Genomic DNA, 23,196 nt, shown 5'->3' on the forward strand with positions numbered 1-23,196 from the left:
CTAGCTTCCTAGTTTGCTCTTTGATTTTCATTGAGTATGAATTGAACTTCGTATCTATTTTCTATAAATCCTAAAGTCTGTAATACTTTCAATCCTTGTCATTTTGTGATATCATGTAGAGGTAATGAAAGGAGAGAAAATGTCTGCTATAGAACGTATTACAAAAGCTGCTCACTTAATTGATATGAACGATATTATCCGCGAAGGGAATCCTACTCTACGCGCGGTTGCTGAGGAAGTCACTTTCCCCCTATCTGATCAGGAAATCATTCTTGGCGAAAAGATGATGCAATTCCTGAAACATTCCCAAGATCCTGTCATGGCTGAAAAAATGGGGCTCCGAGGTGGTGTTGGACTTGCTGCTCCTCAATTAGATATCTCAAAACGTATTATCGCTGTTTTGGTGCCAAACATTGTCGAAGAAGGCGAAACTCCACAGGAAGCTTACGACTTGCAAGCTATTATGTACAATCCAAAAATCGTCTCTCACTCTGTTCAAGATGCTGCTCTTGGCGAAGGAGAAGGTTGTCTGTCTGTTGACCGTAACGTGCCTGGCTACGTAGTTCGCCATGCTCGCGTTACTGTTGACTACTTTGACAAGGATGGGGAAAAACACCGCATCAAACTTAAAGGTTATAACTCCATCGTTGTTCAGCATGAAATTGACCACATAAACGGTATCATGTTTTACGATCGTATCAATGAAAAAGACCCATTTGCAGTTAAAGATGGTTTACTGATTCTAGAATAAAGAAAATCCCGTTGCAAGACGGGGTTTTGTGTTATAATAGAGGCATGAAAACAAATGATATTGTCTATGGCGTTCACGCCGTTACCGAAGCCCTCCTTGCAAATACTGGCAATAAACTCTACCTCCAAGAAGATCTCCGAGGTAAGAATGTTGAGAAAGTCAAGGAACTGGCTACAGAAAAGAAGGTGTCCATTTCTTGGACCTCAAAAAAATCCCTTTCTGAGATGACTGAAGGTGCTGTCCACCAAGGTTTTGTTCTACGAGTATCTGAATTTGCCTATAGCGAGCTAGATCACATTCTTGAAAAAACACACCAAGAAGAAAATCCTTTGCTATTGATTCTGGACGGGTTAACTGATCCTCACAACTTAGGCTCCATCTTAAGAACCGCTGATGCGACCAATGTTTCAGGAGTCATCATTCCCAAGCACCGTGCTGTCGGAGTTACTCCTGTTGTTGCCAAAACGGCCACAGGTGCTATCGAGCACGTTCCCATCGCCCGAGTGACCAATCTAAGCCAAACTCTGGACAAACTCAAGGATGAAGGATTCTGGACCTTTGGAACGGATATGAATGGGACTCCTTGCCACAAGTGGAATACAAAAGGGAAAATTGCCCTCATCATCGGAAATGAAGGAAAAGGCATCTCTAGCAACATCAAAAAACAGGTCGATGAAATGATTACCATTCCTATGAATGGACATGTTCAAAGCCTTAATGCCAGTGTGGCTGCAGCCATTCTCATGTACGAAGTTTTTCGAAATAGACTATAAAAAAAGTTTCCAGTCATCTGATTGGAAACTTTTTTATGATTAACAATGTTCTGTAATAAATTTGTAGGCTTCTTGACCAGCGATAGCGCCATCTCCAACTGCTGTTGCTACTTGGCGAAGGTCTTTTTGGCGAACATCTCCAACTGCAAAGATACCATCAACTGCAGTTTTCATGTGGTTGTCTGTCACAATCCAGCCAGCCTGATCTTGGATATTCAATTCTTTAACAAAATCGCTAAGAGGGTCCAAGCCAACATAGATAAAGACGCCACCGAAGGCTTGCTCTGTCACTTGACCTGTTTTTACGTTTTCAAAAACGACAGATTCTACTCGGTTTTCACCCTTGATTTCCTTGACTACAGAATCCCAGATAAAGCTGATTTTCTCATTCGCAAAGGCGCGGTCTTGTAAAACCTTTTGAGCACGAAGTTGGTCACGACGGTGAACAATGGTAACAGTCTTAGCAAAACGAGTCAAGAAGAGGGCTTCTTCAACAGCTGAATCTCCACCACCAACTACCAACAAATCTTGGTCACGGAAGAAAGCACCATCACACACGGCACAGTAAGAAACACCACGACTGTTCAGTTCTTCTTCTCCAGGTACTCCCAAAGGACGGTGTTTAGAACCAGTCGCTACGATAACGGTACGTGTTTCATATGTTTGGTCATCAGTCATCACTTTCTTAAAATGACCATGGTCTTCTACATTTTCAACATAACCATAAATGTGCTCAACACCAAGATTTTCAAGCGGTTCAAACATTTTTTCTGCCAATTCTGGCCCACTAATATTAGCGTATCCAGGATAATTTTCAATATCAGATGTATTATTCATCTGACCACCTGGCAGACCACCTTCAATCAAGGCTACTTTCAGATTGCTTCGAGCAGCATACAAGGCTGCAGTCATACCTGCAGGTCCAGCACCGATAATAATAGTATCGTACATATAGATTCCTTCTTTCTTGTTGTAACTATCTTTATTCTAACTCTTTCTTGTCAATCAAGCAAGGATTATGCCTTGAAGACAAGAATTAAACTCATAACCGCAAAGGATAATACTGGAACAACCAAGACTCCAATCATAATCATATCATAGAGATGGGCTTGGCGAGCCTTGGCTGTCTTATCCACTCCCGACATGGCTCTCAGTCCAATCCAAATCCCTAAAAAAATCAGGACGAGGATGGTGGTCAAGATCAAACTCTCGAAATATAAAGAAAATAGTTGCAGTAGCATGATTTCTCTCATTTCTATCTTTTTTAAAGAGTAAACTCAGCTAGTCCAGCTAACTGAGTTTTCCTTTATCTATTATATCAAATATAAGTCCGTTTGTAACTAGCGAAGAATTCTTTTGTTCGTTCTTCTTTAGGATGGTGGATAATCTCATCCGGTGTTCCAGACTCAATGATTTTCCCCTTATCTAAGAAGAGAATCTTATCAGCAACTTGGGCTACAAAGGACATGTCATGACTAACCAAAATCATGGTTTGACCTGACTTAGCAGCATCTGCAATAGACTTCTCTACTTCACCAACCAATTCTGGGTCAAGGGCTGAAGTTGGTTCATCTAAAAGCAAGACATCTGGTTTCATAGCAAGGGCACGCGCTAGAGCAACTCGTTGCTTTTGTCCACCTGATAAATGGCGAGGGTAATGGTTTTCACGGTCAGAAAGCCCAACCTTAGCCAACTCTTCCTTGGCAATCTTAGTCGCTTCTTGGTCAGATAATTTCTTGACGACAACCAAGCCTTCTTTCACATTATCAAGTGCTGTGCGGCGTTCAAACAAATTAAACTGCTGAAAAACCATAGACAACTTACGACGAAGGGCGAGGATTTCTTCTTGAGTGATTTTAGAAAAATCAACTGAAAAATCATCAATTTGAATAGAGCCACTGTCAGGTGTTTCAAGATAATTGAGACTACGAAGGAAAGTTGATTTTCCAGCTCCTGAAGAACCAATCAAGGCTACAACTTCCCCTTTTTGAATATCCAAGTTCAGATGATCCAAGACAGTCTGTCCTGAAAAGGATTTGCTTAAATTCGAAATCTTAATCATTAACGAAGGTCTCCTTTCACATCTGTTTGCACTGTATCGGGTGCAGAAATAGCCATTTTTCTCTCAATGAAACGACCAAGACTTTCAATTCCGATATTGACTACCCAATAAACAAGGGCTACAGAGATGAATCTCTCAAAGTAACGATAATCAGCTCCACCTAGAATCTGAGCTTGGGCAAAGACTTCCACAACACCCGCACTGAAGGCTAGGGAAGTTCCCTTGGTCAAACCGATTAGGGAATTGATTAAGGTTGGAGTCGCCACAACGGCTGCATTTGGAATAATCACTCGACGATAAACTTGCGCTCGAGTCATACCCAAACTACGTGCCGCCTCAATCTCACCAGGATTGACTGAGAGAATGGCTGCACGAATGGTTTCACTGGCATAAGCCGCCTCATTAAAAGCAAAGGCAACAATCGCAAAAGCTGCAGCTGGAATAGCATTGATATTGAGACCAGTCCCCCATTGCTGATTGAGAGCTTTTAGAGCCAAAGGAATTCCGTAGTAGGTCAACATAAGTTGCACCAAAATCGGTGTCCCTTTTAAGAAGCTAACAAAGAAGGCCTGCAAGGGATATAAAATCTTGACACGATTGATTTTCACAATGGCAAAAAGAAGCGCCAAAACCAAGCCAAAAAGGGCACCACCAATTGTCAACATAATCGTTGTTGGCAGTTGTTGGACAATTCTAGGGATTCCATCAAAGACCGAACGCAGGCTAAACAGCTTGCCATCTGGAATCAATTGCATCAAGTTTTGGTACCAATCTGATGCTAAAATCGTTGTAACATTCATAAAAACATCCTCTCCTGATAATGATTCATTCTACCATACTTCTGCCGTCAATGAAATTATTTGCTACGGTCAGATACAGACTTTGTCTACCTACTAGTTTATCATACTTTGAAACAGGGAGGCTATATATTTTATCTATCAAAGAGATAAGTAAAAACTATCTCAATCCCAATTCTTCGTAAGCTTTTCGATAACCGATTTGCTTAACAGTTCCATTTTCTACTAAAATCGGTCGTTTTAACAACATACCGTCACTTGCTAGCAACTCAGCTGCTTCTTGGTTTGACAGACTTCCTACCTTATCTTTCAGCCCCAATTCACGGTATTTGATTCCACTGGTGTTGAAAAATTGCTTTAGCTCGAACCCTGAGGTTTCTAGCCAGTTTAAAATGACTTCTTGACTAGGTGTTTCTTCTACGATATGGACGACTTTATAGTCCACACCGAGTTGATTTAATTCTTGTTTTGCTTTTTTACAAGTTGAACATTTTGGGTATTCGATAAATTCTAACATGTCTTTCACTTTCTATTATTTATATCTTTAAAACCTACGCCTTCATGCTCCAAGAGCCAGGCTTTCTTTTCCACTCCTGCAGCATAACCTGTCAGACGCTTGCCAGCTCCTAGCACCCGATGACAAGGTACTAGGATGGACCAAGGATTTCGTCCTACAGCTCCACCAATTGCTTGAGCAGAAGCCACTTGCAGGTCTTGAGCTATTTGTCCATAGGTCACTGTCTGACCATAAGGAATTCCCTGTAAATAGGACCAAACTCGCTTTTCAAAATCCGTACCGATTGGAGCCAAAGGTAAGTTGGATAAATCCTGATACCTGCCTTTAAAGTAATCATCTAAGCAAGCAATAACGGAGTCTAAAATAGGATGGCTAGCAACTTCTTCTATCGTTTCATCTCCTAGCCCCCTCTCAAAATGCTTCTGGTCCTGTACCCAAATTCCATACAGATATTGGTCATCAGCTACGAGAGAAAGGAAGCCAATTGGCGAAGAATAGAGCATTTTGGCATACTTCTTTTGCATTATTTCTTTAATTTTTGATAGGCCAAGCGTTCACCATCTACTGGTACCTTACCGACCTGTTTAAAACCAAGTTTTTCAAAAATATGTTGCATGGCCTTGTTTGCAACATGCGTATCTGAGCGAAAATCTAGATAATCAAAACCTTCAATCAAGCCCTCTAAAAAGGTTTGAGCCACTCCTTGTCCCTGGACATCTGCTGCCACAGCGATACGATGAAAGACTAGGTACTCTGACTCTCCAGCTTGCCAGTTGCCCTCATAAATGGCTTCATAGGCCTCCTCTGGACTCTTGGTCACAGCAGCATAGGCTAGTAGTTCTCCCTCTTCCAAGGCTACGTATGCTTGTCCTGAGATTATATCCTCAATAATAATATCAGCATTTGGATAACCATTTTGCCACTGGTCACTACCAGCTTCTGCTAAACATTTCTTAGCATCCTCCATCACCTGCATAATAGCATCTACTTCATTTGGAAAAGCTAAACGAATCTCCATCTTTTCTCCTCATTTCTGACTAGTTTCTCCCATCATAGCATAATTTAAGTCTTTCTACAAGCAGTTAAAACTTGACTTTCTGTTTTTATTATTTTATAATCTAGTTATTAAAACTAGATAAAAAGGAGTTGAAAATGAAAGCTACCTTTTCCTACCCAAAATGGGCAGAAATTCCAAACATTGACCTCTATCTGGACCAGGTTTTACTATATGTCAATCAGGTCTGCGCCCCTGTCTCTCCAGATAAGGACAAGGGCCTAACAGCATCTATGGTTAACAATTATGTTAAACATGGTTACCTGACAAAGCCTGACAAGAAAAAATACCAACGCCAACAGATTGCCCGTTTGATTGCTATCACAACCCTCAAGTCGGTATTCTCTATTCAAGAAATAGCTCAGACACTGAATACTCTGCAAAGTCAAGCAAGTTCAGACCAACTCTATGATGCTTTTGTGGACTACATGAACCAAGGAATTGACCCAGCTAACCCCATTATCCAAACCAGCTGCCAAACCGTTAAACTCTTTCATCAAGCTCTAGACTTAATCCATCATACTCAAGAGGAGGTAATCCGATGAACACTAGTCTTAAACTCAGCAAACAACTCAGTTTTGGAGAGGAAATTGCTAATAGCGTGACCCATGCTGTGGGTGCCGTCATCATGCTTATCTTGCTGCCTATTTCATCCACCTATAGTTATGAGACACACGGATTTTTATCATCTATCGGCGTTTCCATTTTCGTTATTAGTCTCTTTCTCATGTTTCTATCATCCACCATTTATCACTCTATGGCTTATGGTTCGACCCATAAATATGTCTTGCGGATCATCGACCATTCTATGATTTATGTTGCTATTGCAGGCTCATACACGCCCGTCGTCTTAACCTTGATGAATAACTGGTTTGGCTATCTAATTATTGCCATCCAGTGGGGAACGACCATCTTTGGTATTCTCTATAAAATCTTTGCTAAAAAAGTCAATGAGAAATTTAGCCTTGCTCTTTACCTGATTATGGGCTGGTTGGTTTTAGCTATCATTCCTGCCATTATCAGTCAAACAACGCCAATTTTCTGGAGTCTCATGGTAACTGGCGGACTTTGTTATACAGTTGGAGCTGGATTTTACGCCAAGAAGAAACCTTATTTCCACATGATTTGGCATCTTTTTATCCTAGCCGCATCTGCCCTCCAATACATCGCCATTGTTTATTACATGTAAAAAAGTTGAGAAACTCAGTCTCAACTTTTTTCTTTACACATATTGATAAAGTACTGGTGCAAACGCACATCATCAGTCAATTCCGGATGAAAAGAGGTTACCAGCATATTTTTTTCTTGGGCTGCAACGATTTGATTATCAACTCTTGCTAAAATTTCTACACCCTGCCCAACACTGCTGATAATCGGACCGCGAATAAAAGTCATTGGAATCTGACCGACTCCCTTACATTCTGCTTCCGTGTAGAAACTTCCTAATTGGCGCCCATAGGCATTGCGCTCGACCACCATATCCATAGTTCCAAGATGACTTTCTTTCTGAGAAGAAATTTCTTTAGCTAAGAGAATTAAGCCCGCGCAGGTTCCAAAGGCTGGTAAACCAGATAGAATGGCTTCTCGAATGGGAATCATCATGTCCTGCTCACGTAAGAGCTTGCCCATGGTTGTAGATTCCCCACCAGGCAAAATCAAACCCGACAAGTCACTCTGATGTTTCTGAAAATCATCTAGATTTCTGATTTCAACACTCTCAACACCTAATTGCTCTAGTACTTTTGCATGCTCTGCAAAGGCACCTTGCAAGGCCAATATTCCAATTTTCATCTATTTTCCTCGCTCAGCCATGAGGATTTGGATTTCATTTTCATTGATACCAACCATGGCTTCTCCTAAATCTTCAGAGATTTGAGCTAGGATTTTAGGATTACGGAAGTTAGTCACAGCCTTAACAATGGCACTCGCTCGTTTAACAGGATCTTCTGATTTGAAAATACCTGAACCGACAAATACACCTTCTGCCCCTAATTGCATCATCAGCGCAGCATCTGCTGGCGTTGCAACACCTCCAGCCGCAAAGTTTACAACTGGCAATTTTCCATGTTCATGGACATATTGAACCAATTCTACAGGGACTTGCAAGTCCTTGGCAGCAACATAAAGTTCGTCCTCGCGTAGATTTTGAATGCGGCGAATTTCCTGATTCATCATGCGCATATGGCGAACGGCTTGGACGATATCCCCTGTACCCGGTTCTCCTTTGGTACGAATCATGGAAGCACCTTCAGCGATACGACGCAAGGCTTCACCCAAGTCCTTAGCCCCACAGACAAAAGGAACTTGGAATTCTTTCTTGTCCACATGGAAACGGTCGTCAGCTGGCGATAGAACTTCACTCTCGTCGATATAGTCAATTTCAATAGCCTCTAAAATCTGAGCTTCCACAAAATGCCCGATTCTGACCTTAGCCATTACTGGAATACTAACCGCTTCTTGGATTTCCTTAATCATCTTTGGATCACTCATGCGGGAAACTCCACCAGCCGCACGAATATCAGCCGGAATTCGTTCCAAGGCCATCACAGCTGCCGCACCAGCAGCCTCTGCAATACGGGCTTGTTCAGGGTTCTGAACGTCCATGATAACACCGCCCTTGAGCATCTGTGCCAAGTTTTTATTTAATTCATAACGATTTTCAGTCATTTCTTTATCCTCATTATTTGTATTGGTAGCTACCTTTTCATTTTAAGTTAGAACAGAATGAATCACAAGATAAAAAAATCATAATTGTATGGGTACACATTGACTAAAAAAACTATCTGACCTTAACTTAAGGCCAGATAGTTCATCATTTTTATTTTTCAGCTGTAAGGGCAGCCATTGTGATGTAGTTGTATGGTTTGTTGAAGTGTGGCAAGAAGAATAGGTCTGTAAGGCCATTTATCAATTGTACATGCTCTTGGATAGCAAGTGAGAACATGTGGATTCCCATGCTGATTGCAGAATCGTGTGAAACCATTTGTGCACCAAGAATTTCACGGCTATCTTTGTCAAAGACAATCTTGATGGCAACTTCATGGTTGTCATGCTTCATGAATTCTGGTTTTTGAAGATCGTTAAAGCCTGTTTCAGTTGCATTGTAACCAGCAGCTTTCGCTTTTTCAAGAGTCAAACCAGTTGAAACCATGTGAAGACCGTAGATAGAGATACCGTTTGAACCTTGAACACCGATACCTTCCAATTCATGTCCACAAGCATTGTAGGCACCAACGATACCAGTACGAACAGCGTTTGAAGCAAGCGCGATGTAGCTAGTGTCTTTACGAGCGTTGTCATAAACAGTCGCACAATCACCAACAGCAAATACACCAGGAAGTGAAGTTTCTTGTTTCTTGTCTACAAGGAAGGCACCGTTGCGGAAGAGTTCAATCTTGCCGTCAGCAAGAGCTGTGTTTGGACGGAAACCAACTGCAAGGATAACCATATCCACATCGAAAGTTTCTTTATCAGTAATCAAACGTTCTACTTTACCGTCACCCTCAATTGCTTTAACAGTTTGACCAAGCGCCAAGCGGATGTTGTGGTCTTCCAAGTTCTTCGCCATCATTTGTGTGAAGTCTTTGTCATAGTAACCGTTCAAGACAGTATCAACAATATCAACAAGGACAACTTCTTTTCCAAGACGTTCAAAGGCTTCAGCAAGTTCAACACCGATGTAACCACCACCAACAACGGCGATACGGTCAAGGTGCTGGCTCTTGTCAGCAAGTTTATTGATAACTTCTTCAGCGTTTTGGTACAATTTAACGAATTGTACATTTTCAAGAGTTGCTTTAAATTCGCGGTTTCCTTTAACAATTTCAACACCTTCGATTGGTGGCAAGATTGGTGTAGAACCTGTAGCGAAAATCAATTTCTCGTATGATTCTTTGTGCTCTTTCCCTTCAACTTCTGCTGTAACTACTTTGTTATCATAGTCGATTGAAAGAACTGGTGAGTTCATGTAAACCTTAGCACCTTTAGCTTCCAATTTTTCTTTATCAGAATAGAACAAGCCTTCAGCACCGTCGATTTGTTCACCAATCCAAAGGGCCATTCCACATCCTAGGAAAGAGATGTTAGAGTTTTGGTCAAATACAACGATTTCGTTCTCATTGCCAAAATTATCCAACATAGTATTAATACATGCTGTACCAGCGTGGTTAGCACCAACTACAACGATTTTACTCATAGAAAAATTCCTACCTTCATTTTTAAATTTACTCTTCTAGTATAACATTTACTGTTAGCGTTTACAAGAGTTTGGCTGATTTTTCCTATTTTTTTGTAAAAAATTGTAAATAATCTGTATCTTAACACGGATTCTTGCAATTTTTCTTCATTTCTTGAGCATACTTCTTGACATCTTTACAAATTTTATTTGTGAAAACGCTGACTTTATGGTATGCTAGTATCATGGAAAGAAAATGTAAGGGGTTCATTTTTCATAAATTTACTATATTTCAACCTTCTTTTCATAAGAGAAAGGAGTTGGTAGCTTGCCTCTTAGTTCACATTCTGAACGCCTAATGGGAACCACTATCACTATTTCATTAGTGGATGAGCGAGCTGATATCTTGCTCCAAAAATCCTTTGATTTGCTTAAAGAGCTTGAATACCGCTTCAATGCCAATAGTCAAGAATCAGAGTTGATGGAAATCAATTATCAAGCTGGAATAGCTCCAGTCAAAGTTCATCCTGATTTGTTTGAATTGATTTCACTTGGATTAGAGCATAGCCTAGCGCCCTCTAGTCATCTCAACATCAGCATTGGTCCCTTGATTCAGACCTGGCGCATCGGTTTTTCAGACGCCAAAGTGGCCCAACCTCAAGAAATTGAATCGGTGCTCCCTTTAATCAATCCTCATGATATCGAGTTAGACTCTTCTGCTTCCACTGTGTTCTTGAAACAGAAAGGAATGAAGATCGATCTTGGTTGTTTAGCCAAGGGTTATAGTGCGGATAAGGTTGCCCAATTTCTTAGAGAAGAGGGGGTGACATCTGCCTTGATCAATCTGGGAGGGAATATCCTGACCATTGGAAAAAATCAGGCAAGAGGGGATCAAGATTGGCAAATCGGGATTCAAGACCCAGCCAATCCGAGGGGAAATCACTTAATGACAATCCCCGTTGTCAATCAATCTGTCGTAACTTCAGGCATTTATGAACGTCACCTGACTGTCGATGGAAAAGATTACCATCATATTTTTGACAGCCAAACAGGATATCCTGTTGAAACGGAACTCGCTAGTCTTACAATCATCTCTGATAAGTCAGTTGATGGTGAAATCTGGACAACTCGTTTATTTGGAGAAAGACCTGCTTCTATCCTCTGGCAAGTCGAAAGTTTGGAGGGCATCGAAGCAATTCTGATTGATAAAGAAGGTCACCTCAGTTGTTCTTCAGGAATTCCTACTCTATAGAGACAACTGTTTCAATGGAGTTTTAAAATCGTATTATGTAAAAAGAGAAAGGAAATCTCATGTCAAAACTTATTGCTATTGTTGGAACAAATTCAAAACGTTCTACAAACCGCCAATTGCTTCAATACATGCAAAAACACTTTGCTGAAAAAGCTGAAATTGAACTTGTTGAAATTAAGGACATTCCTGTCTTCAATAAACCAGCTGATAAGCAAGTACCTGCTGAAATTCTAGAAATTGCTGCCAAAATTGAAGAGGCTGATGGCGTTATTATCGGTACTCCTGAGTATGACCACTCTATTCCAGCTGTTTTGATGAGCGCTCTTGCTTGGTTGTCTTACGGTATTTACCCACTCTTGAACAAACCAATCATGATTACAGGTGCTTCTTACGGTACGCTTGGTTCATCACGTGCCCAATTACAACTTCGCCAAATCTTGAATGCTCCAGAAATCAAAGCAAGTGTCCTTCCTGATGAATTCTTGCTTTCACATTCACTTCAAGCCTTCAACCCAAGTGGTGATCTAGTAGATCTTGATGTTATCAAAAAACTGGATGCTACTTTTGACGACTTCCGTATCTTTGTAAAAATCACAGAAAAATTGCGTAACGCACAAGCACTACTTCGCAAAGATGCTGAAGACTTTGACTGGGAAAATTTGTAAGATAGGAGACCAAAAAGAATGAAATTTGTTGGACTTGTAGGATCAAACTACGATCAATCATATAACCGTAAACTCTTGGAATTCATCCGTCGTCACTTCAAACTCAAATTTGAATTAGAAGTCCTTGAAATTGACGAAGTTCCAATGTTTAACCAGGACGAAAAATGGGACGAAAGCTTCCAATTGCGTCTCTTGTATAACAGAATTACGCGTGCTGATGGTGTCATTATTGCTACTCCTGAGCACAACCACACAATCTCAGCTTCTCTTAAATCAGTTCTTGAATGGCTTTCATACGAGGTTCATCCATTTGAAAACAAACCAGTTATGATTGTGGGAGCTTCTTACTATGATCAAGGTACTTCTCGTGCCCAAGTTCACCTTCGTAAGATTCTTGACGCTCCAGGTGTCAATGCCTATACACTTCCTGGAAACGAATTCCTTCTTGGTAAAGCTAAGGAAGCCTTTGATGTTGATGGGAATATTACAAATGACGGAACAGTTAAATTCCTCGAAACTTGCTTGGATAATTTTGTAAAATATGTAGGAGTTGTTTCAAAATTGAAAAAACCAAAACCAATTGAACCAGAAGATTTGGATTGTGGCAGACCAATTGCTACCACAATCACAGAAGTTGATCCCGATGATCCAGAATGGGTTGAAAAAGTTGCTGAAATTACTGGTGCGGTTTCAGGTGATACCTATGTCAAACTAGATCATGGTATCTTAACTGTTAACCAAATCGATATGTTCTTGAAAGCAATGCCATTTGAGTTGACATTTGCAGATGATAACAACCAATTCTTATACTACAATAATGTTCACCAAGATCCAAACACCATGTTTGCTAAACGTGTACCATCTCAATCTGGTAACCGTCTCTCAACTGTCCATAACTCACTTCCCGGTGGACGTATGAAAAATGTTGAATGGGTTGTCGGTGTACTGCGTAATGGTGATCAAGAATATGTTCGTACAATCGTTCCTGGATCTCCTGCAGGGGTTATCAATACTCACAACTATCAAGCTATGTACTATCCTGATGGATCATACGCTGGTATCAATGAAATAGTCTTCAACTTCCAACCATGGCTTGATTGGTACCTCAATACAACTGGTCAACGTCTAGTTGGTGGAAATGCTGCAGCTCCTGCTGGCGGACATGGTCACGGTGATGCAGATGCTACATCTGGAGCTTCTGATGCAGGTGAGGCTGGAGGCCACGGTGGTGGTGCAGACGCTACATCTGGAGCAAGCAACTAATAACAGTTTTAGGAACCATTTTGGTTCCTTTTTTAGTGACAAAAGACTAGCAGTTTGTGTCTGCTAGTCTTTTGATTATGATTTCATCTATCTTTGTTAAAAGAAAGAATACTTATTATGAATTTGGATCATCGAGACTACGGCCATGTAACCCTTTTTCACGTTGTACTTGGCGTAATTTTTCTGGTGTAACATCGTTTCCTTCTTCGTCAACAATTTTGATTCCTTCAATGTGGTGACGAACAGCGCGACGATAACCTTCGATGTACTCCTCACGTAGTTTGGCTTGTTCCACTTTCTCTTCCGGTGTCAAGCCTTCTGCTTTTTTCTTTTTAGCTAGCTCATTGATACGAGCAATTTTTTTCGGATCCATTTCTTCTCCTTTGTGATAAGATAAAGTCCGTTTATCAAATTTTATTTAGTATTAATTTGGTTAAAACGAGCAAGCTTAGCTGCTTTTTGAGTTAAATGAGACAAGATTGCCAAACGATTTTGACGGACTGCCTCGTCTTCAGCCATAACCATAGTATTCTCAAAGAAGGCATCAATGACTGGGCTAAGAGCAAAGAGGTGGTTCAATTGTTGATTTGCAGTACCTGATAAAACAAGTGACTCTACAACTTCTGCCAAAGCTTTCTCTTGGTCATTTTCAAATAGTGACGAATCAACTGTAGCAACTCCTTCTGCCTTCTCAGCCAAGTTAAAGGCACGAGAAAGTGATTCAACAGATGGTTTGAAGTCTTCTTCCTTGCTTGCTTCTACGAGAGCACTTGCTGCTTCCAACATTTCCGCCACAACAAAGTTTGAACCTGCAAGTACCGCTTCCTTGATATCTTTTGGAGTTGAGCCCATCATCTTATCAACACGAGCCTTGATAAAGTCCATAACCTCTGTCTTATTTTCATAAGTCAAGCTGTCAAATGTCAAAGCATAAAGGCTATCAATCAGCTCATCCATAGCAATGTGCCAACCAAAGGCATCCAAGATACGAACTACACCTTGGGTTGCACGACGAAGGGCATAAGGGTCATTAGAACCTGATGGAATCAAACCTACTGAGAAGAAACTCAAAATCGTATCCAATTTGTCTGCAATAGCTAGAACTGCGCCAACCTTGCTCTCTGGAAGTTCGCCTTCGGCTGATGTAGGCATGTAGTGTTCACGAATAGCAGCTGCAACTGCTGGAGTTTCCCCAGCAAGAAGGGCATATTTTTCACCCATAATTCCTTGTAGTTCATCAAACTCACCAACCATACCTGTCAACAAGTCAAACTTGTAAATAGCAGCTGCACGGGCTAGGTCAATCGTTTCATCAGCTGACAAACCAGCTTTTTCTGCCAGGAGAATAGCAATCTGACCCGTACGAATCATGTGTTCACGAAGGGAACCAATCTTCTCATGGAAGGTGACATTGTTTAATTTTTCAACAAGGTCAGAAATAACCAATTTTTGGTCTTCACGCCAGAAGAATTCTCCGTCTTCCAAACGGGCTACCAAGACTTTTTCATTTCCTTTGATAACATTTTCCAAATACTCTGCGTTTCCGTTACGAACAGAAATGAAGTTTGGCAAGAGTTTACCGTCTTGATCACGAACAACAAAGTAACGTTGGTGTTCCTTCATTGAAGTCACCAAAACTTCTTCCGGTACTTCAAGGTATTTGGCATCAAAACTTCCCATAAAGGCAGTTGGGTATTCAACCAAGTTCAAGACTTCATTAAGCAAATCCGCATCAATTTCAATACGTACACCATGTTTTGCCTCAATTTCCTTGATTTGGTCAACAATCATTTGCTCACGTTCACGTGGATCTGCGATTACAAACTGTGAACGAAGGTCTTCTTCATAGCTCAAGGCTGACTGAATTTTGGTTTCTTTCCCCAAGAAACGATGACCACGGCTCACACGACCTCCCTTGATATCAAGGAAATCCAAATCAAACTCTTCTTCATCTAAAAGAACAGTTAAAGTGTGAACAGGACGAATGTATTCAAAGCTATTTCCAGCCCAGTGCATGCTGACAGGGAAAGTCAGTGACTTCAAGACATCCACAACACCTGGAACAATGGCTTCAACTGCTTGACCAATTTCTTCCTTAGTGACATAGACATATTCTTCACCCTTGATTTCACGGAATTCGATATCTTCAACCGTCAAACCTTTGCCACGGACAAATCCTTGAGCAGCTTTGGTGAAGTTTCCATCACTATCCAATGCAATTTTCTTTGCTGGCCCCTTGAAATCTTCTGTCAAATCAGACTGTTTGTCTGCAAGACCAGTTACACGAACAGCCAAACGACGTGGTGTTGAGAAGGTTTGAATGGCTTCAAAAGACAGGCGGTTTTCCTTGAGGAAGGCGGCCATTTTTTCGCCTAGTTGTTTTTCACTTGGCGTAACAACATAGGCTGGTAATTCTTCAAGACCGAGTTCTACTAATAAGTTTTTTGTCATGTTTTTTCTCCGAAAAGTATCTTTTTATTTTCCAGTTTGCCTTATGTGATTGGCACGCAAGCAACCAACTTCGTTGTTTCATTGCTAAAATTGGAGCCAAAAGTCTCCAATTTTGCCTAGCATCCTTAGCCTCACTAAGGATACCTTCATCACTGAGGCAACTGGTTCAGGGCTCACACTGTTCGCCCATTTTCGTAATTTGTCACTTTCTTTATTCCGCGTCTTCTGCTAAGAGTTTAGCTCGGGTTTCTTCATCCAAAAGTGGGTAGCCTAGGCGTTTGCGCTCTGCGACAAAGGTTTTGGCTACGACACGGGCTAGGTTACGAATACGAGCGATATAGCCTGCACGCTCTGTTACAGATACGGCACCACGCGCATCAAGCAGGTTAAAGGTGTGTGAACATTTGAGAACATAGTCATAGGCAGGGTGTACCAAGCCTTCTTCCAAGGCACGACCAGCTTCTTTTTCAAACTTATCAAAGTTTTCAAGCAACATCTCTTGGTCTGAAATTTCAAATGAATATTTTGAATGCTCGTACTCAGGCTGAATAAAGATTTCTCCGTATTTTACACCATCAGCCCACTCAATATCGTAAACAGAGTCTACTTCTTGGATGTAAGAAGCCAAACGCTCCAAACCATAGGTAACTTCCGCAGTCACAGGGCCAGTTGCCAATCCACCAACTTGTTGGAAATAAGTGAACTGAGTGATTTCCATACCGTCAAGCCAAACTTCCCAACCAAGACCAGCTGAACCAGTTGATGGATTTTCCCAGTTGTCCTCAACAAAACGAATATCATGTTCCAAAGGATTGATACCCAATTTTTCCAAAGACTTAAGGTAAAGTTCTTGGATGTTTGATGGAGATGGCTTCATGACAACCTGGAATTGGTGGTGTTGGTAGAGACGGTTAGGATTTTCTCCGTAACGACCGTCAGCTGGACGACGTGATGGCTCTACATACGCTGCATTCCATGGCTCAGGTCCGATAGCACGAAGAAAAGTGTAAGGACTCATGGTTCCCGCACCTTTTTCATTGTCATAAGCCTGCATAAGCATACAACCTTGGTCATTCCAAAATTGTTGCAAGGTAAGGATGATTTCCTGGAAAGTCAATTTTTTAGACATTGTTTTCTCCTTTAGTTAAAAAAATTTGTATTTTTTATTTCATTTTCTTTTAGGACTTTTATTGAGAAATTATTTCTCTTTTCTTGTATATTTGCTAATTTCTTAACATCACGAAAATTTTTATCTGTCGTTACAAGTATTAATTTTTTATATGGAATCCTATTGGTTTCTATCGAATAGTTATTCTACAATTCATATAATTTCATAATAGACCTATCTAACAATTGTTTCGAAATATTATTTTGGAAATATTTAATTTCAAAGATAATATCTTTATCAAACTTATCTTGCCCCATCGCTATTACGTCGTACAAAAATCTATTTAGAATACTATCCGAAACTATTTTGTAGTTCGCTGGCGAGGTCTCATAGATTCTTCTAACTACACTGTCTTCAATAGATTGATAAGATTTTATTCTTGTTTCGCAGGTTCTGTCGGTAAATTGTTCTAATGTCAAATCACTTTTTATACTTTCTTCAATATTTTGGGAAGTCGCCTTAGTCATTTTTTTATAAATTTCAGAGATTTTTAAAGCCTTTTCTTCATAATCTAAATTTTCAAATTTTGTCCAAACACTTAACCCATCATAAATTAGATAAATTCCTATTAATACACAGGACACCAGCAAAAATAATGAAAAATAAAAAGTAAATTCATAATTATGCTGTAGCTTATCAACTATAGATTGTGATTCCTTTGTAAAATTATTATACTGTTCACTAGTAAGTAGTATCTTATCTTTATCAATACTAAAAATATGGATAATGAAAACAAATGGTAAAATAATAAACAACGTACCCAAAGAAACTTGAAATTTATATTTTGTGTCAAATGATATTTGAGAAATTTCTTTCAATACAATTACCTCCTTGATAAATTCTATATAGTATAAAATTCAAAAGAACCGCATCCGACAATCCTAGGTTGATTTGACCTAGGGGCGTCAGAAACGCGGTTCCACCCTAATTTATTACTTCATTACTTTTGAAAATACTACAGAAAGCGCCAGTTCTTTATTTTGCCCTACTTGGCTCCCACTATCCCAAGCTCGCTTGAAGAACGCCATAAGACTTTCTTTCCTGCTGACTATTATATCAGAATTGTAACATACTGTAAATCAAAAACTATAGAAAGATGTATAGGATTCTCTACTCACTTTTTGAAAATGTTGCAAGTCCAATAACTGACAACAAGAGAGAAATTCCTGAAATACTTAGAATAATAGAAATCATGTTATTCTCACCAGTAGCTGGTAATTGTTTTCCTTCTTTGTTGACTGTAGCTAAAAGCACTTGTTGACCACTTCCAGCTAGTGTTTTATTCTCATGCTTAGCTTCTATATTGGAATGATGTATTACAATTGATGTAGCTTTCTCAATTTTATCATTGCTAATTGAAGACTTAATAGTTGAGACTTGTCTATTGTGACTTACTAATTTAACAGGTTGCACTTGAGAAACTGGTTTGGTTGGAATAACTGGATTAAGCGTTACAACTGGTTTAGCTGGAATAACTGGCTTGATCGTTACAACTGGTTTAGTTGGAGTAACTGGCTTGATCACTACAACTGGTTTAGCTGGAGTAACTGGCTTAACCGTTACAACTGGTTTAGTTGGAGTAACTGGCTTAATCGTTACAACTGGTTTAGCTGGAGTAACTGGCTTAACCGTTACAACTGGTTTAGCTGGAGTAACTGGCTTGATCGATGCAACTGGTTTAGTTGGAGTAACTGGCTTAATCGTTACAACTGGTTTAGTTGGAGTAACTGGTTTAATCGTTACAACTGGTTTAGCTGGAATAACTGGCTTAACTGGTGCAACTGCTTTAGTTGGATCAACCGGCTTAACTGGTGCAACTGGTTTGGTTGGAATCTCTACTTTATTAGCCTTAAGTTTTACAGCCGTCTCTTTTAGAGCATTGATTACTGCATTAATTTCTTCTTGACTAGCTTCTGCATTTTCCAAAAGTAGCTTAGCTTTGTTGAAAATAAGATTATATGCATCTTTCTCCTCTTTGCTAGCTGTCAAAAATCTTGGATCTTTGTCTTGGAACTTCACTTCATCCACGATAACATTTTTTAGGCTCATGAAATCTGTTTCTTTCCCATTCAGCTGGTCTTGTGCTTTCAAGAAAGCGGTCAATAGACGGTCGATTTCATCTTGAGTTATCAAATCTTTTGTAATTAATAATGCCAAGAGTTTAAATTCACGATCATATTGACCTTTGCGTTCTTGATCAGAATTTATATATTTACCTTTTTTAACTGTCTCAGCATATGCTTTAATAGCATTCTTCAATGATGTGATATCAGATTCCTTACCATCCAATGTTTGCATAGCAGACTCTAAAGCCTTAACAATTTGGTCAATTTTATCTTGGTTAAGTTTACTTCCCAATGCTAGTTGCGCATCTTTGACACTTTGATCAAAAATCTCTTTCAACTTCTGTTTTGTATTATAATATCTCGGAGTTTTAACTACTTCCATTTGTTTATTTAAAGCTGCAATCAAAGCTAACTTAGAAACAACTGAAAGTGACAAAACATTATTTTTACCAAACAAAACTTTAAATGGTTGAAGATTATCGAGTAATTCATAACCGTTGGATAGATTTACAAGAACTTTATATTCACCAGTAACCACTTTCTTACCATAAGAATGTTTACCATATGTTTCAGCTGGCAAGACTTGACTCTGACCGTCTTCACCTACTAAAGTAATCGTTGTAGTTCCAGGAACAGCTTGATTAAAGCCAACCGTTATTGAGGCATATTTCATTTTGTTAGCCAAGAAGGTAATAGTTTGAAAACTATTTTCTTTCGTTAAATCAAATTCCTTAGATAGAGCACTCACAAATTTCAACTCTGTACGGTCATAGCTAAAAATTTCTGCAACATAATGCCCAAATTTCAAGAAATTAATATCTTTTGACTTATCAACGGTTACATATTGACCTTCGCTATTTTTAATGCGATAAACATAAGTTGTATCAATCTCATCCTTGGTTTTATTGTTTAGTATAGCAATTTTTACACGACCACTATTTTCTTCACCTACAAGATCTTTGAGAGATATAAAATCTACATTTCCCGCAAAGTCTTCTACATAATAGAAGATTTTCGATTTATCAACGTTCTTAGGAAGTGTATAACTACCATCTTCATTTTGTTTGATAATTTGATACTGTTCGATTTCTGAATCTGTCGCCTCTCTATTTTCAGAAGGACGAATATAAAAGACTTTTTCTAGAAGAATTCCACCATTTCCTACATCCTGAGGTTTGCGAGCTATAAATTGTTCTTGATCTTCTTGAGAACGAATATATCCCGAAGTAATCAGAGGTTTTTGTGTATCGATTTGAATTTTAAATGTTGTATATTGTTCCTCAGCTCCAGGGACATCTGGCTTATAACTAATAACATAGTCATAAATTCCATCAGAGACTCGATTTCCATTAGAATCCTGTCCTCCCCAAGCTGTTTTATCTACAATGTAACTTCTTGGATTTCTAGTATCACCATCAAAATAATTTTTTACAAGGTCTGTTGGACGACTTTGCCAAATAGGATGACTGTGTGTTGTATCCGAAGAATCATAAACAGTCGCACGAAGATTTACCAAGTTTCTATAGACAAGAGTTTTAAATTGAACAGAATCTTTATTACCATCCTCATTTGGCGAGATAGCAAGGCGGATGTTCCCTTTTTCATCTAATTGAAGATGGTATTTTCCTTCAGCATCTTGTTTCACTCCGAGTACAGTCACTCGATTTCCTTGACGCTCTGCTTTTAAAACATTTACATCATTTTCAGAACTTGTTAAATAAGTTGCATCGTCTGAAGGTGAAATTCCTGGATTATCTTTATCAATTTCAGAGTAAAATCCACTGTTTCCTTCCTTAATCAATTGATAAATTGGTTTTTCAATTGCAGGTAGATTTTGGAATTCTCCCTTAAATCCCATAAATGGTAAACCAATAACAGAACCATCATCTGCAGGATTGACAAATCTAACAAATCCTTCTAGAAAATATCCATTTGGCATTATTTTGCTAAGTTCTTCAGTAAACTTACTTGTATCTACACTAACTGTTACCGTCTTCGTACTATGAGCTTTCACAGTTACTTCAGGCCAGACTGTTTCAGTTAATTTTCGTGGACGGAGAGTGAATTTCCCTTCTTCAACTTCGTCCGTATTTGTATTTACAATCATCTTCAATGTTTGGTCTTTATCTGAAATATTATGAATTGTAACTTCAAAGGTAAATTTATCACCAACATTGCCAAGAGTAACACTTGGATATTTATTTGCACCTGTTACAAATAAATCTGTGCTTGTTGCCGCCATCGTGTCAACTACGCCAGCACCTTGCTGACGTGGAGAAGTATAGGCTCCAGTTTGTTTATTAAAATGTGGTTTTGCAGTAGACATAATTAAAGCTTTTACAATCTCTGAAATTTGACTAGCTGATAATTCAGGATGTTTTTTCGCTAAATATTCTTTGACTAATGCTGCGACACCAGCTACATGAGGAGCCGCCATACTTGTTCCACTGATACTTCCATAGCTATTGTCGTTAAATGATGAATAGATATTTCCACCAGGTGCAGTAACATCTGGTTTCAATTGTCCATCAGTTGTAACTCCCCAACTTGAAAAATCTGATAATTGGTCTGCAACGTCTGATTTACGATTATCCATCTTGTGATTAAAGACAATTTTATACTGACCAGACTTAAGAATTTCACCATAATGTTTTGAAATAAAGACAGATGGGATTTTCTTAGCATCACCTGTAACAGACATACTAACATTTGCACCTTCAACGTTGTTATAAATTAAAACTCCAGCTGCACCGTGTTGAAGAGCATTTTTAATCTTATCAGAAAAATTAATTTTACCACGTTGAATCAGTGCTAACTTGCCTCTTACATCAATATTAGCAAAATCTTCTTCACGACCAATACCTGCTGCTACATATTCGTATTCTTTCCCTTTTTCAAAATCTTTTTCTGTTTCAGGTCTATTAAAATCAAACTTACCATAATCAAGGGTAGCGTCATTTTCTAAACCTTTTACTTCAAAGACTTCAGTAGTTAGAATTTTATTATTAATCGAAGCAACAGAAATTGAATCTTCTACTGTAGAAGGATTTCCTACGAGACCATAATCAGGATTTGCTGCCAATGGTTGTGAAAAACCTCTACCGAAAGTATTACTATTACCTGCAGCAATAACAACAGATACTCCTTTAGCGCGTGCTCTTTTTACTGCATCAATGATATCTGAACCTGCATCTACCGTTGAACCCGCACCTGCACCCAAACTCATATTGATCACATCTGCACCTAGTGCAACTGCATCATCAATAGCTTTTACATAGAGGGCAGATGCTGTAGTTTTATCTCTGTCTGAAAAAACTCTCATAAACATAATTTGAGCTTCTGGCGCCACCCCATAAACCTTCTCAGAATTCGGGGCTTTATTAACAGGATTTCCAGCTACAATCCCAGTAACATGCATTCCATGAGACTCTTTTTCAGCTTCTTTTATATTATCAGTTCCATCAAAGTAATCATAAGCATATACTACTTTATCACTGTACCATTTCCCATAGTCAATACCAGCAGCCTTTTTAGCTTTTTCGATATCATCCTGATTTTTAAATTTCGCCTTTGACGGATCAGAAATACGCAAAACCTCATGATTCAAATCAAGCCCTGAATCTATAACAGCGACTACAGTTCCTTGTCCTTTATGTCCTGCTTCCCAGGTTTTAGGGACAGTAATAATTTCATTACTGGAGATACTGTTTGGCTTTTCTTTATGTCCACCTTGAGATAACGACTGTGATTGTAAGCTTTCTGAAGAAGAATTACTTTTCACTGCTGATTCTTCCTTCTTCTCTTCACTTTTTATAGCAGTCGTTTCTTTCTGTGTGGTTACGGCTTTGTCTGACTTATTATCTCTATACTCTATAGAATCATCTTGTTTTAATGACTCTGTCACTTCTGTTTTTTCCTTCGAAGAAGAATTTAGAGCATTCTTGTCAGCCGTGACTGGCGGTGCGAGCTTATTTGAATCATCTAATTTATTAGTCATTACAGCATGTGTAACTTGATTGGATGCTTCAAATTTTCCCTCATCGGCACTAACCTGTGCGAAAGCAAATCCGAATGCAAAGACCGTTAGCAGAAAAATCGTTGCTACTTGGTACTTTTTATGACAAAAATCTTTGCAATCTCCCATAAAATCACTCCTTTTTATTTAAATTAAAAGTATTATATACTAAATTATCTGAAAATTCT

Annotated in this window: 22 protein-coding genes; 7 read left to right on the forward strand and 15 right to left on the reverse strand. The window is 39.2% G+C overall.

Annotation, left to right across the window (positions count from 1 at the left end; translation table 11 throughout):
* Positions 1-139: 139 nt before the first annotated feature.
* Together def and rlmB are read left to right on the forward strand one after the other, a co-directional pair.
* Positions 140-751, forward strand: a complete 612-nt coding sequence (gene def, locus SMI_RS06970; RefSeq protein ID WP_001272956.1) for a peptide deformylase — start codon at positions 140-142, stop codon at positions 749-751.
* A 44-nt stretch (positions 752-795) separates the two neighbouring features.
* Positions 796-1,524 carry a 23S rRNA (guanosine(2251)-2'-O)-methyltransferase RlmB gene (gene rlmB / locus SMI_RS06975; RefSeq protein ID WP_000855745.1) on the forward strand — a complete coding sequence of 243 codons (729 nt, stop codon included), beginning with the start codon at positions 796-798 and terminating at the stop codon, positions 1,522-1,524.
* A gap of 39 nt (positions 1,525-1,563) precedes the next feature.
* On the opposite strand, the gene trxB is transcribed toward rlmB, so the two are convergent.
* From trxB to SMI_RS07010, 7 genes are all read right to left on the reverse strand, one after another.
* Entirely contained in the window at positions 1,564-2,475 is a 912-nt protein-coding gene (trxB, locus tag SMI_RS06980) for a thioredoxin-disulfide reductase (RefSeq protein ID WP_000272320.1), read from the reverse strand.
* A gap of 65 nt (positions 2,476-2,540) precedes the next feature.
* Positions 2,541-2,765: a DUF4059 family protein gene (locus SMI_RS06985; RefSeq protein WP_000926599.1), complete on the reverse strand. Its 225-nt coding sequence runs from the start codon at positions 2,763-2,765 to the stop codon at positions 2,541-2,543.
* Positions 2,766-2,842: 77 nt separating this feature from the next.
* Positions 2,843-3,586, reverse strand: coding sequence for an amino acid ABC transporter ATP-binding protein (locus SMI_RS06990; RefSeq protein ID WP_000590982.1), 744 nt, complete (start codon positions 3,584-3,586; stop codon positions 2,843-2,845).
* On the reverse strand, positions 3,586-4,386 hold the full coding sequence (locus SMI_RS06995; RefSeq protein ID WP_001103449.1) for an amino acid ABC transporter permease: 801 nt from the start codon (positions 4,384-4,386) through the stop codon (positions 3,586-3,588). The genes SMI_RS06990 and SMI_RS06995 overlap by 1 nt, the downstream gene beginning before the upstream one ends.
* A 157-nt stretch (positions 4,387-4,543) precedes the next feature.
* Positions 4,544-4,900: an arsenate reductase family protein gene (locus SMI_RS07000; RefSeq protein WP_000889097.1), complete on the reverse strand. Its 357-nt coding sequence runs from the start codon at positions 4,898-4,900 to the stop codon at positions 4,544-4,546.
* A 5-nt stretch (positions 4,901-4,905) separates the two neighbouring features.
* Complete coding sequence (locus tag SMI_RS07005) at positions 4,906-5,424, reverse strand: methylated-DNA--[protein]-cysteine S-methyltransferase (RefSeq protein WP_001170334.1); 519 nt, start codon at positions 5,422-5,424, stop codon at positions 4,906-4,908.
* A complete protein-coding gene (locus tag SMI_RS07010; protein WP_000405836.1) occupies positions 5,424-5,918 on the reverse strand; it encodes a GNAT family N-acetyltransferase in 495 nt (164 codons plus the stop codon). Before SMI_RS07010 ends, SMI_RS07005 begins: the two co-directional genes overlap by 1 nt.
* A 134-nt stretch (positions 5,919-6,052) precedes the next feature.
* Here SMI_RS07010 and SMI_RS07015 point away from each other — a divergent pair, with 134 nt between their 5' ends.
* Positions 6,053-6,499 carry a DUF1836 domain-containing protein gene (locus tag SMI_RS07015; protein ID WP_000648279.1) on the forward strand — a complete coding sequence of 149 codons (447 nt, stop codon included), beginning with the start codon at positions 6,053-6,055 and terminating at the stop codon, positions 6,497-6,499.
* Complete coding sequence (trhA, locus tag SMI_RS07020) at positions 6,496-7,143, forward strand: PAQR family membrane homeostasis protein TrhA (protein ID WP_001098000.1); 648 nt, start codon at positions 6,496-6,498, stop codon at positions 7,141-7,143. The genes SMI_RS07015 and trhA overlap by 4 nt, the downstream gene beginning before the upstream one ends.
* Before the next feature lie 20 nt (positions 7,144-7,163).
* Here trhA and pdxT read toward each other — a convergent pair whose 3' ends face one another.
* From pdxT to nox, 3 genes are all read right to left on the reverse strand, one after another.
* Complete coding sequence (gene pdxT / locus SMI_RS07025) at positions 7,164-7,745, reverse strand: pyridoxal 5'-phosphate synthase glutaminase subunit PdxT (protein WP_000689963.1); 582 nt, start codon at positions 7,743-7,745, stop codon at positions 7,164-7,166.
* Complete coding sequence (gene pdxS / locus SMI_RS07030) at positions 7,746-8,621, reverse strand: pyridoxal 5'-phosphate synthase lyase subunit PdxS (protein ID WP_000138516.1); 876 nt, start codon at positions 8,619-8,621, stop codon at positions 7,746-7,748. It lies immediately after the preceding gene.
* A 151-nt stretch (positions 8,622-8,772) separates the two neighbouring features.
* On the reverse strand, positions 8,773-10,149 hold the full coding sequence (nox, locus tag SMI_RS07035) for a H2O-forming NADH oxidase (protein WP_000036782.1): 1,377 nt from the start codon (positions 10,147-10,149) through the stop codon (positions 8,773-8,775).
* Positions 10,150-10,456: 307 nt separating this feature from the next.
* Between nox and SMI_RS07040 the strand changes: the two genes are divergently transcribed.
* Genes SMI_RS07040 through SMI_RS07050 form a run of 3 tightly spaced genes read left to right on the forward strand, consistent with a single transcriptional unit; the run spans position 10,457 to position 13,308 of the window.
* Positions 10,457-11,380: an FAD:protein FMN transferase gene (locus tag SMI_RS07040; RefSeq protein WP_001131397.1), complete on the forward strand. Its 924-nt coding sequence runs from the start codon at positions 10,457-10,459 to the stop codon at positions 11,378-11,380.
* A gap of 59 nt (positions 11,381-11,439) precedes the next feature.
* Complete coding sequence (locus SMI_RS07045) at positions 11,440-12,045, forward strand: NADPH-dependent FMN reductase (protein ID WP_000040035.1); 606 nt, start codon at positions 11,440-11,442, stop codon at positions 12,043-12,045.
* Positions 12,046-12,063: 18 nt separating this feature from the next.
* Complete coding sequence (locus SMI_RS07050) at positions 12,064-13,308, forward strand: NAD(P)H-dependent oxidoreductase (RefSeq protein WP_000673653.1); 1,245 nt, start codon at positions 12,064-12,066, stop codon at positions 13,306-13,308.
* A 115-nt stretch (positions 13,309-13,423) separates the two neighbouring features.
* Here SMI_RS07050 and SMI_RS07055 read toward each other — a convergent pair whose 3' ends face one another.
* From SMI_RS07055 to SMI_RS07075, 5 genes are all read right to left on the reverse strand, one after another.
* Positions 13,424-13,681 (reverse strand): DUF896 family protein, encoded by a 258-nt coding sequence (locus SMI_RS07055; protein WP_000371280.1) that lies wholly within the window; start codon positions 13,679-13,681, stop codon positions 13,424-13,426.
* A gap of 41 nt (positions 13,682-13,722) precedes the next feature.
* Positions 13,723-15,759 (reverse strand): glycine--tRNA ligase subunit beta, encoded by a 2,037-nt coding sequence (gene glyS / locus SMI_RS07060; protein WP_000164740.1) that lies wholly within the window; start codon positions 15,757-15,759, stop codon positions 13,723-13,725.
* Positions 15,760-15,970: 211 nt separating this feature from the next.
* Positions 15,971-16,888 carry a glycine--tRNA ligase subunit alpha gene (gene glyQ, locus SMI_RS07065; protein WP_000038753.1) on the reverse strand — a complete coding sequence of 306 codons (918 nt, stop codon included), beginning with the start codon at positions 16,886-16,888 and terminating at the stop codon, positions 15,971-15,973.
* 185 nt (positions 16,889-17,073) lie between these two features.
* A complete protein-coding gene (locus tag SMI_RS07070) occupies positions 17,074-17,745 on the reverse strand; it encodes a hypothetical protein (protein WP_000659146.1) in 672 nt (223 codons plus the stop codon).
* Between the two features lie 292 nt (positions 17,746-18,037).
* Entirely contained in the window at positions 18,038-23,137 is a 5,100-nt protein-coding gene (locus tag SMI_RS07075; RefSeq protein WP_000502035.1) for a S8 family serine peptidase, read from the reverse strand.
* Positions 23,138-23,196: the final 59 nt, after the last annotated feature.

Origin of the sequence: Streptococcus mitis B6 (assembly GCF_000027165.1) — a bacterium.
Lineage (GTDB): Bacteria > Bacillota > Bacilli > Lactobacillales > Streptococcaceae > Streptococcus > Streptococcus mitis_AR.

Excerpts from the sequence above, each read along its gene's own strand:
- def (WP_001272956.1), top strand. The coding sequence starts at position 140 with ATGTCTGCTATAGAACGTATTACAAAAGCTGCTCACTTAATTGATATG.
- rlmB (WP_000855745.1), top strand. The coding sequence starts at position 796 with ATGAAAACAAATGATATTGTCTATGGCGTTCACGCCGTTACCGAAGCC.
- trxB (WP_000272320.1), bottom strand. The coding sequence starts at position 2,475 with ATGTACGATACTATTATTATCGGTGCTGGACCTGCAGGTATGACTGCA.
- SMI_RS06985 (WP_000926599.1), bottom strand. The coding sequence starts at position 2,765 with ATGCTACTGCAACTATTTTCTTTATATTTCGAGAGTTTGATCTTGACC.
- SMI_RS06990 (WP_000590982.1), bottom strand. The coding sequence starts at position 3,586 with ATGATTAAGATTTCGAATTTAAGCAAATCCTTTTCAGGACAGACTGTC.
- SMI_RS06995 (WP_001103449.1), bottom strand. The coding sequence starts at position 4,386 with ATGAATGTTACAACGATTTTAGCATCAGATTGGTACCAAAACTTGATG.
- SMI_RS07000 (WP_000889097.1), bottom strand. The coding sequence starts at position 4,900 with ATGTTAGAATTTATCGAATACCCAAAATGTTCAACTTGTAAAAAAGCA.
- SMI_RS07005 (WP_001170334.1), bottom strand. The coding sequence starts at position 5,424 with ATGCAAAAGAAGTATGCCAAAATGCTCTATTCTTCGCCAATTGGCTTC.
- SMI_RS07010 (WP_000405836.1), bottom strand. The coding sequence starts at position 5,918 with ATGGAGATTCGTTTAGCTTTTCCAAATGAAGTAGATGCTATTATGCAG.
- SMI_RS07015 (WP_000648279.1), top strand. The coding sequence starts at position 6,053 with ATGAAAGCTACCTTTTCCTACCCAAAATGGGCAGAAATTCCAAACATT.
- trhA (WP_001098000.1), top strand. The coding sequence starts at position 6,496 with ATGAACACTAGTCTTAAACTCAGCAAACAACTCAGTTTTGGAGAGGAA.
- pdxT (WP_000689963.1), bottom strand. The coding sequence starts at position 7,745 with ATGAAAATTGGAATATTGGCCTTGCAAGGTGCCTTTGCAGAGCATGCA.
- pdxS (WP_000138516.1), bottom strand. The coding sequence starts at position 8,621 with ATGACTGAAAATCGTTATGAATTAAATAAAAACTTGGCACAGATGCTC.
- nox (WP_000036782.1), bottom strand. The coding sequence starts at position 10,149 with ATGAGTAAAATCGTTGTAGTTGGTGCTAACCACGCTGGTACAGCATGT.
- SMI_RS07045 (WP_000040035.1), top strand. The coding sequence starts at position 11,440 with ATGTCAAAACTTATTGCTATTGTTGGAACAAATTCAAAACGTTCTACA.
- SMI_RS07050 (WP_000673653.1), top strand. The coding sequence starts at position 12,064 with ATGAAATTTGTTGGACTTGTAGGATCAAACTACGATCAATCATATAAC.
- SMI_RS07055 (WP_000371280.1), bottom strand. The coding sequence starts at position 13,681 with ATGGATCCGAAAAAAATTGCTCGTATCAATGAGCTAGCTAAAAAGAAA.
- glyS (WP_000164740.1), bottom strand. The coding sequence starts at position 15,759 with ATGACAAAAAACTTATTAGTAGAACTCGGTCTTGAAGAATTACCAGCC.
- glyQ (WP_000038753.1), bottom strand. The coding sequence starts at position 16,888 with ATGTCTAAAAAATTGACTTTCCAGGAAATCATCCTTACCTTGCAACAA.
- SMI_RS07075 (WP_000502035.1), bottom strand. The coding sequence starts at position 23,137 with ATGGGAGATTGCAAAGATTTTTGTCATAAAAAGTACCAAGTAGCAACG.